Annotated in this window: 17 protein-coding genes; 11 read left to right on the top strand and 6 right to left on the bottom strand. The window is 69.8% G+C overall.

Annotated elements, in window-relative coordinates:
* Positions 1–24: 24 nt before the first annotated feature.
* The 4 genes from ACOCEP_RS31010 to ACOCEP_RS30995 all read left to right on the top strand — a co-directional run bounded on the left by ACOCEP_RS31010 (position 25) and on the right by ACOCEP_RS30995 (position 4,630).
* Entirely contained in the window at positions 25–1,206 is a 1,182-nt protein-coding gene (locus tag ACOCEP_RS31010) for a thiolase family protein (RefSeq protein ID WP_482332648.1), read from the top strand.
* Complete coding sequence (locus ACOCEP_RS31005; protein WP_482332647.1) at positions 1,203–2,237, top strand: 4Fe-4S binding protein; 1,035 nt, start codon at positions 1,203–1,205, stop codon at positions 2,235–2,237. Before ACOCEP_RS31010 ends, ACOCEP_RS31005 begins: the two co-directional genes overlap by 4 nt.
* Positions 2,238–2,330: 93 nt before the next feature.
* Positions 2,331–3,677 (top strand): FtsX-like permease family protein, encoded by a 1,347-nt coding sequence (locus tag ACOCEP_RS31000; protein ID WP_482332646.1) that lies wholly within the window; start codon positions 2,331–2,333, stop codon positions 3,675–3,677.
* A gap of 65 nt (positions 3,678–3,742) precedes the next feature.
* Positions 3,743–4,630: a sigma-70 family RNA polymerase sigma factor gene (locus ACOCEP_RS30995; protein WP_482332645.1), complete on the top strand. Its 888-nt coding sequence runs from the start codon at positions 3,743–3,745 to the stop codon at positions 4,628–4,630.
* 72 nt (positions 4,631–4,702) lie between these two features.
* Here ACOCEP_RS30995 and ACOCEP_RS30990 read toward each other — a convergent pair whose 3' ends face one another.
* Positions 4,703–5,782 carry a glycoside hydrolase family 5 protein gene (locus ACOCEP_RS30990; RefSeq protein ID WP_482332644.1) on the bottom strand — a complete coding sequence of 360 codons (1,080 nt, stop codon included), beginning with the start codon at positions 5,780–5,782 and terminating at the stop codon, positions 4,703–4,705.
* A gap of 177 nt (positions 5,783–5,959) precedes the next feature.
* Here ACOCEP_RS30990 and ACOCEP_RS30985 point away from each other — a divergent pair, with 177 nt between their 5' ends.
* The gene (locus ACOCEP_RS30985) at positions 5,960–6,712 is read left to right on the top strand and encodes a PIG-L deacetylase family protein (RefSeq protein WP_482332643.1); all 753 of its coding nucleotides are present in this window, start codon (positions 5,960–5,962) and stop codon (positions 6,710–6,712) included.
* Here ACOCEP_RS30985 and ACOCEP_RS30980 read toward each other — a convergent pair.
* Positions 6,701–7,264, bottom strand: coding sequence for a CGNR zinc finger domain-containing protein (locus ACOCEP_RS30980; RefSeq protein ID WP_482332642.1), 564 nt, complete (start codon positions 7,262–7,264; stop codon positions 6,701–6,703). The two genes, ACOCEP_RS30985 and ACOCEP_RS30980, sit on opposite strands and share 12 nt — an antisense overlap.
* A 327-nt stretch (positions 7,265–7,591) precedes the next feature.
* The gene (locus ACOCEP_RS30975) at positions 7,592–8,437 is read right to left on the bottom strand and encodes an LLM class flavin-dependent oxidoreductase (RefSeq protein ID WP_482332641.1); all 846 of its coding nucleotides are present in this window, start codon (positions 8,435–8,437) and stop codon (positions 7,592–7,594) included.
* A gap of 181 nt (positions 8,438–8,618) precedes the next feature.
* On the opposite strand from ACOCEP_RS30975, the gene ACOCEP_RS30970 reads away from it, so the two are divergent.
* On the top strand, positions 8,619–9,884 hold the full coding sequence (locus tag ACOCEP_RS30970; protein ID WP_482332640.1) for a glycoside hydrolase family 1 protein: 1,266 nt from the start codon (positions 8,619–8,621) through the stop codon (positions 9,882–9,884).
* On the opposite strand, the gene abc-f is transcribed toward ACOCEP_RS30970, so the two are convergent.
* Complete coding sequence (gene abc-f / locus ACOCEP_RS30965) at positions 9,868–11,454, bottom strand: ribosomal protection-like ABC-F family protein (protein WP_482332639.1); 1,587 nt, start codon at positions 11,452–11,454, stop codon at positions 9,868–9,870. The genes ACOCEP_RS30970 and abc-f overlap by 17 nt on opposite strands.
* A gap of 317 nt (positions 11,455–11,771) precedes the next feature.
* Between abc-f and ACOCEP_RS30960 the strand changes: the two genes are divergently transcribed.
* The 5 genes from ACOCEP_RS30960 to ACOCEP_RS30940 all read left to right on the top strand — a co-directional run bounded on the left by ACOCEP_RS30960 (position 11,772) and on the right by ACOCEP_RS30940 (position 16,511).
* A complete protein-coding gene (locus tag ACOCEP_RS30960; RefSeq protein WP_482332638.1) occupies positions 11,772–12,368 on the top strand; it encodes an Rv1733c family protein in 597 nt (198 codons plus the stop codon).
* Positions 12,369–12,410: 42 nt separating this feature from the next.
* A complete protein-coding gene (locus ACOCEP_RS30955) occupies positions 12,411–13,238 on the top strand; it encodes a M55 family metallopeptidase (RefSeq protein WP_482332637.1) in 828 nt (275 codons plus the stop codon).
* Complete coding sequence (locus tag ACOCEP_RS30950) at positions 13,231–14,526, top strand: M20/M25/M40 family metallo-hydrolase (protein WP_482332636.1); 1,296 nt, start codon at positions 13,231–13,233, stop codon at positions 14,524–14,526. The genes ACOCEP_RS30955 and ACOCEP_RS30950 overlap by 8 nt, the downstream gene beginning before the upstream one ends.
* Before the next feature lie 120 nt (positions 14,527–14,646).
* Positions 14,647–15,288, top strand: a complete 642-nt coding sequence (locus tag ACOCEP_RS30945) for a maleylpyruvate isomerase family mycothiol-dependent enzyme (RefSeq protein WP_482332635.1) — start codon at positions 14,647–14,649, stop codon at positions 15,286–15,288.
* Positions 15,289–15,437: 149 nt separating this feature from the next.
* A complete protein-coding gene (locus ACOCEP_RS30940) occupies positions 15,438–16,511 on the top strand; it encodes a GDSL-type esterase/lipase family protein (RefSeq protein WP_482339852.1) in 1,074 nt (357 codons plus the stop codon).
* On the opposite strand, the gene ACOCEP_RS30935 is transcribed toward ACOCEP_RS30940, so the two are convergent.
* Complete coding sequence (locus ACOCEP_RS30935) at positions 16,508–16,807, bottom strand: hypothetical protein (RefSeq protein ID WP_005150941.1); 300 nt, start codon at positions 16,805–16,807, stop codon at positions 16,508–16,510. The two genes, ACOCEP_RS30940 and ACOCEP_RS30935, sit on opposite strands and share 4 nt — an antisense overlap.
* Positions 16,794–17,021 (bottom strand): hypothetical protein, encoded by a 228-nt coding sequence (locus tag ACOCEP_RS30930; RefSeq protein WP_007035425.1) that lies wholly within the window; start codon positions 17,019–17,021, stop codon positions 16,794–16,796. Before ACOCEP_RS30930 ends, ACOCEP_RS30935 begins: the two co-directional genes overlap by 14 nt.
* Between the last annotated feature and the right edge of the window lie 40 nt (positions 17,022–17,061).

Raw genomic sequence — 17,061 nt, 5'->3', positions numbered from 1 at the left:
CCAACTCACCAACTGGAGGCAGCCGTGCACGACGCGGTCATCGTCGACGCCGTCCGTACCCCGATCGGCAAGGGCAAACCCGGTGGCGCCCTGCACGAGGTCCATCCGGTCCAGTTGCTCGCCCACACGTTGCGCGCTCTCGTCGAACGCAACGGCATCGACCCGGAGCTGATCGACGACGTCATCGGCGGCGCGGTCGACCAGGTCGGCGAGCAGGCCCAGAACGTCACGCGGTGGGCCGCCCTCGCCGCCGGGCTGCCGGAAAGCGTGCCCGCGACCACCGTCGACAGGCAGTGCGGGAGCAGCCAGCAGGCCGTCCACTTCGCCGCGCAGGGGGTGATGGCCGGTGCGTACGACGTCGTCATCGCCTGCGGGGTCGAGTCCATGAGCCGCGTCCCGATGTGGTCCAACGTGCTGCCGGGCACCGACCCGCTCGGCCCCGGCGTCGCCGAGCGCTATCCGGAAGGTCTGGTACCCCAAGGCATCAGCGCCGAACTCATCGCCGCGAAATGGTCGCTCAGCCGGCAGGCGATGGACGAGTTCGCGATGGCCTCGCACCGGAAGGCGGCCCGGGCGCACGACCTCGGCCGGTTCGCGAGCCAGATCGTGCCGATCGAAACGCCCTCGGGCCGGGTCTCCACCGACGAGTCCGTCCGGCCCGGCACCGACCTCGAAACGCTCGCCAAGCTGCGCCCGGCGTTCCAGGATCCGGCGGTCGCCGCACGCTTCCCGCAGATCGAGTGGTCGGTGACCGCGGGCAACAGCAGCCCGATCAACGACGGCGCCTCCGCCCTGCTCATCACCTCCAGCGAGACCGCGGCCCGGCTGGGCCTGCGCCCACGCGCCCGCCTGCACAGCTTCGCCGTCACCGGATCGGACCCGCTGCTCATGCTCACCGGGGTCATCCCGGCGACGGAGAAGGTGCTCCGGCGCGCGGGCCTGCGACTGGCGGACATCGACCTTTTCGAGATCAACGAGGCGTTCGCCAGTGTCGTGCTGGCGTGGCAGCAGGAAACCGGGGCCGACCCGGCCAAGGTCAACGTCCACGGTGGCGCGATCGCACTCGGCCATCCGCTCGGCGCGAGCGGGACCCGGCTGATGGGCACCCTGGTCAACGCGCTGCACCACCACGGCGCCCGGTACGGCCTGCAGGCGATGTGCGAAGGCGGCGGCCAGGCCAACGCGACCATCCTGGAGGCGTTGTGACCGGCAGGCTCCCCAAGAAGCTGGCCGACCATCCGTCGGTACGGGCCGTGCTCGCCGAACCGCGGGACAAGCCGTCCCCGGTGATCGACGCGGCCTGGCTCAAGGAGATCTGCCTCGCCGCCGGCGCCGACGACGCGGCCGCCGTCTCACTCGACCATCCGGATCTGGCAGGCGAACGCGAGCACGTCGAGCGCGCCCTGCCCGGTACCAAAACCCTCGTCTCGCTCGTGGTGCGGATGAATCGCGACGACGTCCGCTCCCCGGCCCGCAGCGTCGCCAACCAGGAGTTTCATCGCACCGGCGAGATCATCAACGAGGCCGGGCACACGATCGTCCGGACGCTGCAGGACGCCGGATACCGCGCGATCAACCCATCGGCGACGTTCCCGATGGAGATGGAGCATTACCCCGGCCGGATCTGGGTCGTCGCGCACAAGACGGTCGCCGTCGCGGCCGGTCTCGGCGCCATGGGACTGCATCGCAACGTCATCCACCCGAAGTTCGGCAACTTCGTGCTCCTGGCGACGTTGCTCGTCGACGCCGAGGTGTCCACCCACGGCGAGGCCCTCGACTACAACCCCTGTCTGGAGTGCAAGCTGTGCGTCGCCGCCTGCCCCATCGGGGCGATCTCGAAGACCGGCGAGTTCGACTTCCTCGCCTGTTCGACGCACAACTACCGCGAGTTCATGAGCGGCTTCACCGACTGGGCCCAGACCGTGGCCGACAGCGAGGACGCCGCCGACTTCCGGTCCAGGGTGACCGACTCGGAGAACGTGTCGATGTGGCAGAGCCTCGCGTTCAAGCCGAACTACAAGGCCGCGTACTGCATGGCGGTCTGCCCGGCGGGCGAGGACGTGCTCGGCCCGTACCTCGAAGACCGTCGCGGCTTCCTCGGAACGGTCGTGAAGCCGTTGCAGGACAAGGTGGAGACGCTGTACGTACGAGAAGGATCGGCGGCGAAGGCCTACGCCGAACGCCGCTTCCCGCACAAACCGGTGAAGGAGGTCGACGGCGGCTACCCGCGGCGGTAGGGCCGCCCCTACCCCGCATCCGGGGGCCTGTCCCATGTCCGGGCCGTCCCTAGCTCCGTAGTTTGGCGGCAAAGCCTGGGGAGGACCTTCCGCATGATCGCGACCAAGCTGGCGTTCTCGTCGCTCCGCCGCCGACCGACCGGATTCATCGCGAGCTTCGTCGCGTTGTTCTTCGGCGCCACGATCCTGATGACCTTCGCGTCCCTTTTGGACACTCGCTCCGGCGCGGGACCGCAGACGGCGAAGACGCTGCTCATCATGGCGAGCGTCGTGGGCGGCTGGGGCCTGGTGATCGTCCTGTTCGCGACGCTGTCGACGCTCACCCTGCTGATCCGGCAGCGCGCCGCGGAACTGGCGCTGCTGAAAAGCGTCGGCGCGACGCCGTCGCAGATCGGCAGGATGATCGTCGGTGAAGCGGCGGCCGTCGCCCTCCTCGCCGCGGCCACCGCGGCCGTGCCGTCGGTCTTCGCCGGACGGTGGCTGGTCGCGCTGCTCGGTGACACGGGCCGCGTACCGGCCGGGCTGGAGGCGCGATTCGGCCCGATCGCGGTCTCGATGGGCACCGGCATCACGCTTCTCGCGGCCCTGGCGGCCGCGACCGTCGCCGCGCGGCAGGTCACCCGGCGGGCAGCGGTGGAGGCGATCCGCGAGGCGGACGTCGACACCCGGAGGCCCGGCAAGCTCCGCGTCACCGGCGCCGCGATCGTGCTGGCCTCCGGACTCGGCTGCGGCGTGGTGACGATGACCGTGTTCACCGGGACGGAACCCGCGCTGATGGCGATCGGCGGCCAGGGCGCCATCCTCGCCTCGATCGGCTTGGCGCTCCTCTCCCCCACCCTGCTCGGCCCGATCGCCGCCGCACTGGCCGCTCCGCTGCGACGCGCGGGCGTCACCGGTCACCTCACGGTCGCGCACCTCCGGGTCCGAAGCCGCCAGATGGCGGGGGTGCTGGTGCCGATCATCCTGTTCACCGGGATCGCGACCGGGACGCTGTACATGCAGGCCATCGAGAACGCCGCCGTCACCGCACCGGCCGAGATCGCGGGGAGTATCGAGACCCTGAACCTGGTCGTCGTCGGCATGATCGCGCTGTTCGCCGCCGTGATGCTGGTGAACACCGTCGTCGCCGCGATCATCGGACGCCGCCGGGAGTTCGGTCAGCAGCGGCTCATCGGGTCGACACCGTCGCAGGTCCTGCGGCTCGTCGGTACCGAAGGCACCGTCCTGGTCGTGGTCGGTGTGCTGTCCGGCTCGCTCGCCGCGGCCGTCACGGTGATTCCCTACAGCGTCGCGAGGACCGGCGATCCCGTACCGGACGCGACGATCGGCGCGTATCTCGCCATCGTCGCCGCCGCGGTGGCGCTGACCCTCGGTTCGCACCTGGGCGCGGCGGCGAAGGCGATGCGCACCCCGGCGATCCAAGCGGGTACCCGCGGCTGAAGGCCTGTCACATCCTCGATCCCCCACACGTCAGGGTTACGACTGATCGATGAAGGATGGGGACCGTGGACGAACACGACTGGCTGGCGCGGCGCTTCGAAGGGCACCGGACGCATCTGCGGGCGGTGGCGTACCGGATGCTCGGTTCGCTGAACGAGGCGGACGACGCCGTGCAGGAGGCCTGGCTGCGGCTGAGCCGGTCGGAGTCCGGTGACGTCGACAACCTCGGCGGCTGGCTGACCACCGTCGTCGGCCGGATCTGCCTCGACATGCTGCGCTCACGCAAGTCGCGGCCGGAGGACCCGGTCGGCGCGCAGCTCCCCGACCCGATCATCGGCCGGGAGGGCGGGATCGAGCCGGAACACCAGGCACTGCTGGCGGACTCGGTCGGGCTGGCGCTGCTGGTCGTGCTCGACACCTTGGACCCCGCCGAGCGGCTGGCGTTCGTCCTGCACGACATGTTCGCCCTCCCGTTCAACGAGATCGCGCTGATCGTGGGCCGGTCTTCCGCCGCGACCCGGCAGCTCGCCAGCCGCGCGCGCCGCCGCCTGCAGGGCTCGCCGACGGTCCCGGACGCGGACCTGGGCCGTCAGCGGGAAGTCGTCGACGCGTTCTTCGCCGCCGCGCGGGGCGGCGACTTCGACGCCTTGGTCTCGGTGCTCGACCCGGACGTCATCCTGCGCGCCGAGGGTGGCGCGGCTCCGGCGGGGACCACGCGGTTCGTGCGCGGGGCGGCCACGATCGCGAGCCAGGCGCTCATGTTCCGGACCGCGGGCGAGGGCGGGGTGCTGCGGCCCGCGCTGGTCAACGGCGCGGCCGGGATGGTCGTCACCAAGGACGGCGTGCCGACGACGGTCTTCGCGTTCACCGTCGTGGGCGGGAAGATCGCGGCGATCGACATCCTCGCCGATCCGGACCGCCTCGCCGCGCTGGACTTCGAACCGCTCGGCTGACCTGTCAGGAAAGGGTCGTTCAGGACGTTTTGCGTCCTGAACGACCCTTTCCTGACGTGCGCGCCGCCGGGATCAGGAGGTCGGGAAGTTGTCCGCGGTGCGGACGCGGTCCCGGATCCAGACACCGGCGGGCTTCAGCGGAGCCGTACCGGTGAACGAGCTGCCCGAGCAGGTGCCCGGCTTGAACACCGCGCCCGACCGGCTGTCGTCGGAGAAGTTCCAGTTGGTCCAGCTGATCTTCTTCGACGCGAGGAAGTCGAGGTACTTCTGCGAGTTGGTGAAGTCGTTCCCGCCGTCACCGCTGGCGGTCTGGGTGCCGAACTCGGTCACGAACAGCGGGATCTTGCTCGCGGCGCGGCTCAGCGCGTTGAAGTACTCGGTTTTGTGCGACGCCGCGTAGAAGTGGAACGTGTACATGAAGTTGCCGGCGCGCACCGGGTTGTTGATGATGTCGGTCTCGTCGCGGCCGTCGGAGATGCCGAGCGAGCCCCAGCCGTGCGTGCCCACCAGCACGACGCCGTCGGAGTCCTGGGCGCGGATGACCGGGATCATCTGCTCCGCGTAGCTGCGGACCCGGTCCCAGCTGACGTTGTTGGGCTCGTTGGCGATGTCGTAGATGATGTTGGTCTTGTCCTTGTGCCGCTGGGCGATCTCGGTGAAGAACGTCTTGGCGCGGCTGAGGTTCGCGTTCGGGTCGCCCGGCGTGAGCTGGTGCCAGTCGACCAGGGCGTACATCCCGCGTTTGGTGGCCTCTTCGATGTACCCGTGCACCATGTCGGTGAACTTGCGCGGGTTGGTCTCGTAGCCGCCTTCCTGGATGTACATGGAGATCCGGAGGACGTCGGCCTTCCAGTCGTTGGCCAGCGCGTCGAGCGAAGCGGTCTTCACGCACTGGCTGAACCACTGGATTCCGTGGGTGCTCATGCCCCGAAGCTGGATCGGCTTGCCTGCGGAGTTGCAGAGCTGGAGGCCACAGACCTTCAGCTGTCCGTTGATCGCCGCCGGGCTGCCCGGCGGCAGCGCGGCGGCTGCCTGCGTTGCGGGCTCTGCCGCGGTCTCGGTCGCCATCGAGGTGCTCGCGGCCGCGACCGGTGCCAGCAGTCCGGCGGCCAGTGCGGCCGTCACCCGGAGACGGATCTTGTCCCAACGCATTCGGCTTCTCCTCTCGCGTCGACGGCGCCGACGCCGGCGCGCCGACGGTCAGGGCGGCGGAGTTAAATAGGAAACTTTCCTTACTATTGGAAGGTAAAGGGAAGATTACCCACAGGGTCGACGGACGGTCAAGAGTCCACCACCGTCCGTTTCACCGGATTCGGGCATGCTCGGGGCGTGACGACCATCGTGACCTTCCACGCCCATCCGGACGACGAAGCCCTGCTCACCGGCGGCACCCTCGCCCGCGCCGCCGCGGACGGCCACCGCGTCGTCCTCGTCGTCGCCACCATCGGCATGTGGGACGCGGACGGGTCACGCCGGGCCGAGCTCGACGCGAGCGCGAAGATCCTGGGTGTTGCGCGGGTCGTCCATCTCGGTTACGCCGACAGCGGTCACGGCGCGATCCTGTATCCGGACCCACCGGGCCGGGTCCGTTTCGTCCGCGCTCGCACCGACGAAGCGGCGGCGCGGCTCGTGGAGATCCTGCGCGAAGAGAGGGCTTCGGTCCTGCTGAGCTACGACCGCAACGGCGGCTACGGTCACCGCGACCACGTCAAGGTGCACGAGGTGGGCAAACGAGCGGCGGAACTCGCCGGCGACGTCCGCCTCCTGGAGGCCACGATCCCGCGCGACGCCGTCGCGCGCCTGATCCGGCTCGTGCGCCTGGCAAGGATCCCGTTCCGCTACGACGTCGACGCCCTTCTCCGCGCCTACAGCGCCAAGTCCGAGATCACGCACACTTTCGTCGTCCGGCGTTTCGCGCGCCAGAAGCAGGCCGCGATCGCCGCCCACTCGTCGCAGGTGAAGGGGAATGGCAGGCTCGCGCCGTTGATGCGCGTGATCACCAGGCTTCCGGCGCCGCTCGCCGGCCTCGTGTTCAACCGCGAGTGGTACGTCGACGCGACACCGCGGGGCTCACGCCCCTGAGCGGCGAGCGCGGTACGCGGCGGCCTTCACCCGGTTCTGGCAAGCCAGCCCGCAGAACCGCTTGATCTGCGCCTGGCTCGCGTCGATGTACACCTGGTCGCACCGCGGCGCCGCGCACAACCCGACGCGATGCGGGATGTCCTTGCCGAGCGCCGCGGCCACGGATACCGCGAGACCTGCCGCCCACCGCTGGACGAGGTCGGCTTCAGGACCGTGGAACCGCAGATGCCACGACTGTTCGCCGAGGCGATGCAGGGACGGCCGGGCCTTGCTGTCGACGAGCATCCGGTTGAGCAGTCCGGCCGCCCGGTCCTGTTCCCGCCGGGACAGCGACTCGATGATCTCCCGCAGACGTGACGCGAGATTCCGCAACCGCTCCGCGGTCAGGAGATCGACCTCACCGTTCCCGGTTCCGAGCGCTTCGGTGGCGGCCAGGACCAGACCTTGCCCCTGGAGTGCCGGTTTCGGCCTGCCGTGGACATGTTCGCCGGTCAACGCGTTGACCAGCGCGACCCCGGTTTCCAGCCGCATCGCGTGATGCTCGTCAGCCATTCGAGCCCTCCCCCGGACGTCACTGGTTCGCAGGACGTCAGCGGTGACGCTACCAAAGGCCGACAATGCCGCAAGAGCGATGAAGTCGTTCGGAGCAGCGAAATCCGGCGGACGGCGCAGCGTGGGTCCACTGTGGACGATGAGGCGCCGAGGGCCTCGGGGGCGGGTCACGTGACCAGATGGACGACACGCGTGATCCGGCGGACGACACGCGCTCGAGACCGATGTGACCGCTGCTGTGCGCGAGGCGAGTGGCGGCGGGGTCACCAAGGTGGTGAAGGCCTCCTTGCCAACCCTCAAGGTAGGCAAGGAGGCCTTCACGGCCGCTCACCACCGAGGCGGGCCGGCGTCCACGATCTTCTGCGAAAGCTCCAGCGGGTCGAGATGCATCAGCGACTCCATCCACCACGTCATCCCCGCCTCCCCCAACGCGGGCAGGTCGACCTTGATCGGCTCCTCCCACGCCGGGCTCGCGTTCCCGGCGACCGCGACGTCGAAGGGACGGCCAGGGTCCAGCCCGGCGAGACCGAGCGCGCGGTGGGTGTCCGCGATCTCTTCGGCGGTCGGCGTGTGGTCTTCCGGGTTCGGGAAGATCCCGTCGCACAACGCCGCCCGCCGGACGACGCGCGGGTTGTCGGTGGAGCTCGCCACCCAGATCGGAATGGGGAACGGCTCGGGCGGAGCCTCGGCGAGCGCGACCTGGTAGTGCGCGCCGTCGTGGTCGAAGCGCCTGCCGGACCAGATCGCGCGGATGACGTCGAGGCCCTCGTCGAACATCGCCGACCGGGTCAGCAGGTCGGTCTGCTCGCCGAACCGGCTGAAGTCACCGGATTCGTCCGATCCGAGCCCGGTGCCCAGGATCAGCCGCCCGCCGGAGAGCCTGCTGACCGTCGACGCGTGCCGCGCCACCACCCACGGCCGCCGCCGGGCCGGCGGGGTGATCATCGGGCCGAACAGCAGCCGGCTGGTGGCGTGCGCGATGGCGCCGAGCGTGGTCCACGGGTCCGCGATGGGCATGGTGTCCGCGACGACGTGGTCCCACAGGAAAAATCCGTCCCAGCCCGCCGCCTCGGCGCGCACGGCGAGGTCGACCAGCACCCCCGGTTCACCGAACGGGCCGAAAGGCGGCAGATAGACGGCGTGTCGGACCGTGCTGCCGGTCAAGTCGATCATCTCCCCAACGTCATCGTCGAAGTCCCCGGACGGCCGCTTGTTTACGCCGTTCACCCAAGTTAGCGTCCCGTGGATGGCGGACGCAGGTGAACGACCGACGAAGTGGCCGGAGCATCGGGGAAGGTTACGCCGGGTGGCGTCCTCCGTGGTCGCCGTCTCACTATGCGCGACACTTTCCGCGGTGAACGCGTCCGCATCGCAGGACGACGGCTGGTCACGGGACTTCTACTGGGGCGTCGCGTCGTCGGGTTACCAGTCCGAGGGCAGCGCTCCGGACAGCAACTGGAAGCGGTTCGTGGACCGGTCCGCCGGGAAGGACGGCGTCGACGAATACCGCGACGCGGTGGACTTCCGGCACCGCTACGCCGACGACATCCGTCTCGCGTCCGGGCTCGGCGTCAACACTTACCGCTTCGGCATCGAGTGGGCTCGCGTCGAGCCTGCGCCAGGACGGTGGGACGAAACCGAGCTGGCCTTCTACGACGACGTGTTCCGGCAGGTCCGCGCCGCGGGCATGACCCCGATGATCACGCTCAACCACTGGGTCTACCCCGGCTGGGCGCTCGATCAGGGCGGCTGGGCGGAGTCGCGGACGGCCGACGCGTGGCTGGAGTTCAGCCGCAAGATCGTCCAGCGCTACGCCGGGCAGGACGTCCTCTGGGTGACGTTCAACGAGCCGCTGATCTTCCTCAGGAACGAACAGAAGGTCGGGGCGCTGAACGCGACGCGGTACTTCGCGGCCCAGTCCAACGTCGTCCAGGCGCACCGGCGGGCCTACGACCTGATCCACGAGCTCGATCCGACCGCGAAGGTCACCAGCAACCAGGCCTACATCACCGGCGTCAACGGGATGGCCGACTGGTTCTTCCTCGACCAGGTGAAGGACAAGCTCGACTTCATCGGGATCGACTACTACTACGGCCTGAGCATCGACAACTGGACCGTGTTCGCCGCCGCCACCGACAAGTTCTGGGACGTGAAACTCCAGCCCGAGGGCATCTACTACGCGCTGCGCAGCTATCACAACCGGTTCCCGCGCCTGCCGCTCTACATCGTCGAAAACGGCATGGCGACCGACAACGGCAAGCTCCGCGACCCGGACTACACGCGCGGCGATCACGTGCGCGACACCGTGTACTGGCTCCAGCGGGCCAAGGCCGACGGGATGAACCTCATCGGCTACAACTACTGGAGCCTCACCGACAACTACGAATGGGGCAGCTATCGCGCCCGGTTCGGACTGTACACAGTGGACGCTCTCACCGATCCCGCGCTGAGCAGGCGCCCCACGGACGCCGTTCCCGCCTACCAGGGTCTGGTGACGGCGGGTGGCGTGCCGCAGGGCTTCCGGCCCAAGCGCGGTCCGGGGATCTGTTCCCTCGTGGACGGGCTGAACAGCTGCCTCGACCCGGCCAAGGTCCACGGCCCGCTCATGCCACTGAAGTGACCAGCTCCAGCCGCCTGCCTTCGAACGTCCGCCGCATCCGCCGGTCGTGGGTGACGATCACGAGCGCGCCGGGGTACTCCGCGAGCGCCTGTTCCATCTCCTCCACGAGATCCGGGGCGAGATGGTTGGTCGGCTCGTCGAGCAGCAGCAGGTCGGTCTTGGCCGTCACGAGCCTGGCCAGTTCCAGCCTGCGCCGCTGTCCGATCGAGAGCTCCCGGACCGGTTTACGCAGATCCGGGGCCCGGAACAGCCCCAGCGACAGCAACCTCCCGGCCGCCTCGTCCTCGTCACCGTTCCCGGCGAAGACCGCCAGAACGGTTCGAGCGTCGCCGGCGAGCCCGCCGTTCTGGTGCAGGAAGCCGATCCGGCCCGTCCGCTCCGCCGACCCGGTCGACGGCGCCAGCTCCCCGGCGAGAACCCGCATCAGGGTCGTCTTGCCCGCCCCGTTGGGCCCGGTCACGAGGACACGTTCGCCCGGCAGCACGCTGAGCGACGTCCGCGGCAGCCGGCCGTCGACCGACACGTCGTCCACCTTCACCACGTACTGATCGGCCCCGGTCTCCCCCGTGGCGATCCGCGCGGTGAACCGGAGCGGCTCGGGCGGCGGCGGAACACGGTCCGCTTCGAGCCGTTGGATCCGCTCGCGCGCCGACCGGATCCGGCTCATCGCCCCGTGGGCGCGGGATCGGGCCCGGAACGCGCCTGCCCCGCTGAAGGCCGCCGGGGCCTTCCGCGGGATCGCCGAGAACCGATCGATGTTGACGTCGGCCATCCGTTCGTAGCGGGCCTTCTCCGTCCTCCACTCCTCGTACTCACGGACCCACCGGGCCCGCGCGGCTTCCTTCGCCGCGAGGTAACCCGCGTACCCGTCACCGTGCCGCTGCACGGTCCGGCGATCCGCGTCGACCTCCAGGATCGTGCTGGTGACCCGGCTGAGGAACATCCGGTCGTGGGTGATCGCGACGATCCGGCCGCGGTGCCCGCGCAGGTGGTTCTCCAGCCAGGCGACGGCTTCGTCGTCGAGATCGTTGGTCGGCTCGTCGAGCAACAGCAGTTCGGGCGACGCGGCCAGGGTGGCCGCGAGCGCGAGCCTGGACCGCTGACCACCGGACAGGCTGCCCAGCGCGCGGCCGCGATCGAGGCCCGGCTGCCCGAGCCCGTGCAGGGCGACTTCCACCCTGGCGTCGGCCTCGTAACCGCCACGGGCTTCGTATTCGGCCACGAGGTCGCCGTACGCGGCCAGGTCTTCGGCGGTTTCGAGCGACCTTTCGGCCGCCCGCAGCCGTGATTCGAGGCCCCGGATATCGGCCAGGGCGAGGTCGATCGCGTCACCGACCGTGGCGGTGTCGGGCAGCTCCAGCGTCTGCGGGAGATAACCGACGCCTCCGGGCGCGGTGACGGTCACCGCTCCGTTGTCCGCCCGGTCCCGGCCGGCGATCAGCCTCAGCAAGGTGGACTTGCCCGAGCCGTTGTCGCCGATCACGCCCGCCTTCTCCCCCGGTTTGACGGTGAAGGAGACCTGATCGAGTACGACATGGTCGTCGAAACGCTTGGTGACACTGGAAAGCACGAGTTGTGTTCCGGGATTTCGATACGGGGTACGCACAGGGGCGTCCTCCTGATTCTCGCAAGGGAAGAAGGACATGCGGAAGGACGCGGCCCGGCGGAGCGAAGGCTCTACGCCAGGCCGCGTCGAAGGCGAGAATCACAGAGTGAAGAAAATCCCCATGCCGAAGACGGTAGCGGGGGAACGCGGGCGGGCAAAACGAATTAAAGGTTGTGTACGGGTTCACAGAGTGGTCTGTGTCCCCATACCGCGACAGCGGCGCCCCGGTGACCGAGAATCGAAGGTGGAGGTTTTCGCGGTCTGAGGGAATGGGGTTCCTCGTGCACGGGTCCAGCGGTCCGATCGCCCGGTTCCGGCGACGGCTCTTCCCTGGTCGCAATTCGCTGGCCCGCGGCTCCGACCGGTTCGAGGCCCTGGTGCTCAAGCTCGCCATCCTCGCGGCACTGCTCGCCATCCCGGTCGCGGCCGCCGTCGGCTCCGCCAACCACGGCAGGCAGGTCGCCGCGGCCGCCGCCGACGCCACCGGACGCACCCCCGCCACCGCGTATCTGCTGACGGCCGCGCCCGTCCGCATCGTCGACAGCGAGAGCGTCGGGACCGACAACTCCACCACCCAGGCGACCTGGACCGACTCACGCGGCTCGCGGCACACCGGTGGCGTCCTCGCGACGCCGGGCAGCCCCGCCGGATCGGCCGTGCCGATCTGGATCGACGCCCGCGGCGAGCTCACCACCGCCCCGAGGAACGCGTCGACGGCGGTGTTCGATTCCGTGCTCGTGGGCCTTTGGCTCTGGTTCGCGGTGGTCGGCTCGCTCGTCCTGGTCCACCGGGTCCTCCGGCTGGTGCTCGACCGGCAGCGCGCGGCGGCGTGGGAGCGCGCTTGGTCGGTGTACCCGCGTTCCGGTTCCTGGCCCTGATCCCGGCGGCGAGGGCAAAGCGCCTCGGCTAGGGTGCCCCGCATGCGCATCATGATCTCGGCGGACATGGAGGGCGCCACCGGCGTCACCTGGACCGACGACGTCATCCCCGGTACCGAGCAGTGGCAACGATTCCGCCGCCTGTTCACCGGCGACGTCAACGCCACCATCGCGGGCCTGTTCGATTCCGGCGCCACCGACGTGCTGGTCAACGAGGCGCATTCGTCCCAGCGGAACCTCCTGCTCGAAGACCTCGACGGCCGCGCGCGCATGCTCACCGGCAGGCACAAGCCGCTCTCGATGATGCAAGGCATCGACACCGGCGTGGACGGCGTCGTCTTCCTCGGCTACCACGCCGGCGCGGGATTCGACGGCGTCCTGTCCCACACGTACCTGGAGAATCAGATCACCGGGGTGTGGCTCGACGACGTGCCCGCCAGTGAAGGCAGGCTCAACGCCGCGATGGCCGCCGAGTACGGCGTTCCGGTGCTCGTCGTCTCCGGTGACGACAAGGCCTGCGACGACGCACAGGACTACGCGCCGGAGGCCGAACTGGTCACGGTGAAGGAATGCGTCAGCCGCTACGCCGCGATCTGCCTGCCGCCCGCGAGGACGGCCGAACTGCTGAGCTCCGCGGCGGCGGACGCGATGAACCGGGCGGGCCGGATCGAGCGGTTCACCACACCGCACCGGATCGAGGTCGAGTTCGACGCGAGCCACCTCGCGCAGGCCGCGGCGGTGATCCCGACGGTGGAACAGATCGGTGTGCGGCGGGTCGGCTTCGACGCGCCGGACATGACCGAAGCGATGAAGGCGTTCAAGATCGTCACGGCGATCGCGGCCGGGGCGGTGCAGGGTATCTATGGCTGAGTTCGATGTCGTCGACGTTTGTTCGCGGCTGATCCGGTTCGACACCACGAACCGCGGCAACGGGGACTCCCAGGGCGAGCGTGAGGCCGCCGAGTACGTGGCGTCGCTGCTTTCGGGACTCGGGATCGACTCGAAGATCATCGAGTCCGCGCCCCGCCGCGCGAACGTGATCGCCCGGGTTCCCGGCACCGACCCGAGCCTGCCCGCGCTGCTCGTGCAGGGCCATCTCGACGTCGTGCCCGCCGACGCCGCCGACTGGTCGGTGGATCCGTTCTCGGGCGAGGTGCGTGACGGGTTCCTCTGGGGCCGCGGCGCGGTCGACATGAAGGACTTCTGCGCGATGGTGCTCGCCGCCCTCGCCACGGGTGTCCGGCCGCGGCGGGACCTCGTCCTGGCGTTCGTGGCCGACGAGGAGGACAAGGGCGAGTACGGCGCGCACTGGCTCGCCGCGGCGCACCGGGACCTGTTCGACGGCTGCGCGGCCGCGATCAGCGAATCGGGCGGGTACACCTACCACGTCCCCGCCGCCGACGGCCGGACCGTGCGGCTCTATCCGGTGGCCACGGCCGAACGCGGCACCGCGCATCTGCGCCTGACCGCCAAGGGCCGCGCGGGCCACGGCTCGCGGCCCAACGACGAGAACGCGGTCATCCGGCTGGTCACCGCGCTCGGCAAGATCGCCGCGCACCGCTGGCCGGTCCAGCTGACCCCGACCGTCCAGGCCTTCCTCGAACGCACCGGCGAAGCGCTCGGTGTCCCGGTCGATCTGTCCGATGTGGACGGAACGATCGCGCGGCTCGGGCCTGCCGGGGCGCTGGTGGTGCCGACCGTCCGCAACAGCACGACGCCGACCATGCTCGACGCCGGCTACAAGGTGAACGTGATCCCCACTTCGGCCGAGGCCCAGGTGGACGTCCGGGTCCTCCCCGGCGCCGAACCGGAACTGCTCGCCGAGCTCGACGCGATGCTCGGCGAGGGGGTGAGCCGCGAGTTCGTCGCGCACCAGCCGCCGGTCCAGGCTCCGGTGGATTCGCCGTGGTTCGACGCGATGGCGGACGCGCTGCGCTCGGAAGACCCCGAAGCCGTCGTCGTCCCCTACTGCATGGGCGGCGGCACGGACGCGAAGGCGTTCAGCCCGCTCGGGATCGACTGCTACGGCTTCGCGCCGCTGTGGCTGCCGGAAGGCTTCCCGTACCGGGCGATGGCGCACGGTGTGGACGAGCGCGTCCCGGTGGACGGCCTGCGGTTCGGCACCCGGGTGCTGCGGCATTTCCTGGAGAACTGCTGAGCTCACCGCGTCGGTTGCCGGAGTTCGTGACGGTCCAGGCCAAGGTCACCCAGCGGAACGAGGACACGAACCACTACGTTCGCGGGTGGCTCGACTACGAATGACCTCAGGAGGCCACCGGTGGACTCTGTCGCTCGGCTCGCCCGGGAGGAACGGGCGGACTTCGCCGCCTTCCTGCGAACCCTGTCCCCGGAGCACTGGGACGCGCCGACGTTGTGTTCGGAGTGGACGGTCCGGCAAGTGGTCGCCCACGTCGTCGACTACGACGCTCAGCGGTTCCGCGATGTGCTCGGACAAGCCGTCCGCGGCGGGCTGCGGCTCGACCGGATGAACGCGCTCGGTGTCGCGCGGAAACCCGCCAGGACACCGGAGGAGCTCATCGCACGGATCGAGGAGCACCTCGAACCGCGCGGCCTGACCTCGGCGTTCGGCGGACGGGTGGCGCTGCTCGACGGTCTCCTCCATCACCAGGACATCCGGCGCCCGCTGGGGTTCCCCCGCGAGGTGCCGCCGGAACGCCTGCGGCACGCCCTGGCTTTCGCCCGCTACGCCCCGCCGATCAAGGCGGGCAAGCGGGCGCGCGGGCTCCGGCTCGTCGCCACGGACCTCGACTGGTCCGCCGGATCCGGGCCGGAGGTCCGCGGCCCCGGTGAGGCGATCCTGCTGTCGATCGCCGGCCGGGCCGTCGCGCTGGACGAGCTTTCCGGACCGGGCACGACCACCCTCGCGTCCAGAGTGGACGGTCGCCCGGCCGTCGGCTGAGCTCGGCTCCGGAGCTCGCAGCCCGTCGACTGCGCGTCACCGAGAGTGAGCCGGAGCGGACCTGACAGAGGCGGGCCGACCCGGGCATCGCGACCGTCACACCGCCATGATCACCCTGTCGGGCCACGGGTCCGTAGAATCCGATGACGATGCGACGTTTCCGGTGGTGGTGGGGTGCTCTCGCGCTCACGTTCGTGGTGGTTCTCGTCGGGTTCATTGCCTTTACCGGGTCGGAAAGCCGCCCAGGGCAGCCGTCCCCGCGCCAAGGGCCGCCGGGGACGGGGCCGCTGACGGTCGTCTCCATCGGCGACAGCACGGTGTCCGGTGAGGGCGCGGGCGACTACACGCCCACGACCAACGGGCAGGGTGGCAACTGGTGCCACCGCTCCCCCAACGCCTTCGTCGAGCAGATCAAGATTCCCGACGTCACCGCCCGGGTGAACCTCGCGTGTTCGGGGGCTCCGTCGGAGCAGATCGCCCTCGGCGAAGCCAAGCAGTGGACCGAGCCGTCACAGGCCCAGCAGCTCGCGAACCTGATCAAGGATCACCGGGTGGCCGCGGTGGTGATCGCGATCGGCGCGAACGACGAGCCGAAGTTCTCCGCTCAGGTCAGCGAATGCTTCAAGGCGTGGTTCTCGCCGCAGAACCCGCCGTGCAGCGCGGCACTCAGCACCACGTGGAAGTCCAAAGTGGACGCCATGGTGCCGAAGGTGACCAACGCCGTCGCCGACGTGAAGAAGGTGCTGGCGCAGGCGGGTTACGTGCCGGCGGACTACCAGCTCGTGCTGATGTCGTACGCCTCGCCGGTCGGCCCGCAGATTCCCGAGGCGCTGCGCAGCCTCAACGGCTGCCCGTTCCGCACCGAGGACCTGGAGTGGATGCGCCGCGACGGCGTCTCCGTCCTGTCCGACGGGCTCAAGCAGGCGTCGAGAGCGACCAGCGCACGGTTCCTGGACCTCTCGCGGGCGGGCGCCGGGCACGAGGCATGCAGCAGTGACCCGGCGAACGAGTGGTTCAGCCGGCTGACGCTGCAGTTGCGCGACCTCGGCCAGGTCGACCGGGCGAGCCACGCGCTGCAGGAGTCCTTCCATCCCAACGCGAACGGCCACGCGCAGATCGCGAACTGCCTCAACGAGTTCCTCGCCGCGCGCGCGGGCAACGCGTCGTGCCTCTCGGGCCCTGACGGCAAACTGCACGCCGCGCCCGAGGTGATCGCGCGCTAGAGGTCGAGGGCGGCGCGCAACGCGATGTCGATGCGCTCCTGGACCTCTTGGTCGATCTCCGCGATCTTCTCGTCGAACCACGGCCGGTACAGGCGCGTGAGGTTCAGCGTGGAGACCCAGTACCGCGCGTCGACGGCGACGCCGAGGATGTCCTGCGGATCACGGTCCAGCAGTTCGGTGCCGAGCAGCCACGGCCGCTCGGATTCGTTCACCCCGTCCGAGGACAGCAGGACGACGGTGCGCTGCCGTGCCGGTTCGGTCGGGGGGTGGTACGTCCAGACTTCACCCCTGTGCACGCAGATCCTTCTCCGCGGCGGTCAGCTCGGCCTCGTCCGATTCGGCGGACGGTTCGACCGGGGCGCGCTGCGGGGTGTATCCGGTGCGGACGGCCTCCCTGCGGGCCGCTTTGGACAACCACGACGAGACCGAGATCCCGTGTGCCTTCGCGGCCCGCTCGGCGAACTCGAGCGCACCACTGTCGAGTGAGAGAGTGACCTTACGTGTTGCCATACCTTTTATCGTACCAGTGCCGCGCAAGCCCACCCGTTTT

It is taken from the genome of Amycolatopsis sp. CA-211722, assembly GCF_056828465.1.
This window is presented reverse-complemented; position numbering and strand designations above follow the sequence as displayed.

What these genes read in the sequence shown, in the direction of transcription:
- ACOCEP_RS30940 (WP_482339852.1), top strand. Translation starts at nt 15,438, where the DNA reads ATGCGACGTTTCCGGTGGTGGTGGGGTGCTCTCGCGCTCACGTTCGTG.
- ACOCEP_RS30955 (WP_482332637.1), top strand. Translation starts at nt 12,411, where the DNA reads ATGCGCATCATGATCTCGGCGGACATGGAGGGCGCCACCGGCGTCACC.
- ACOCEP_RS30980 (WP_482332642.1), bottom strand. Translation starts at nt 7,264, where the DNA reads ATGGCTGACGAGCATCACGCGATGCGGCTGGAAACCGGGGTCGCGCTG.
- ACOCEP_RS30930 (WP_007035425.1), bottom strand. Translation starts at nt 17,021, where the DNA reads ATGGCAACACGTAAGGTCACTCTCTCACTCGACAGTGGTGCGCTCGAG.
- ACOCEP_RS31000 (WP_482332646.1), top strand. Translation starts at nt 2,331, where the DNA reads ATGATCGCGACCAAGCTGGCGTTCTCGTCGCTCCGCCGCCGACCGACC.
- ACOCEP_RS30950 (WP_482332636.1), top strand. Translation starts at nt 13,231, where the DNA reads ATGGCTGAGTTCGATGTCGTCGACGTTTGTTCGCGGCTGATCCGGTTC.
- ACOCEP_RS30975 (WP_482332641.1), bottom strand. Translation starts at nt 8,437, where the DNA reads ATGATCGACTTGACCGGCAGCACGGTCCGACACGCCGTCTATCTGCCG.
- ACOCEP_RS30990 (WP_482332644.1), bottom strand. Translation starts at nt 5,782, where the DNA reads ATGCGTTGGGACAAGATCCGTCTCCGGGTGACGGCCGCACTGGCCGCC.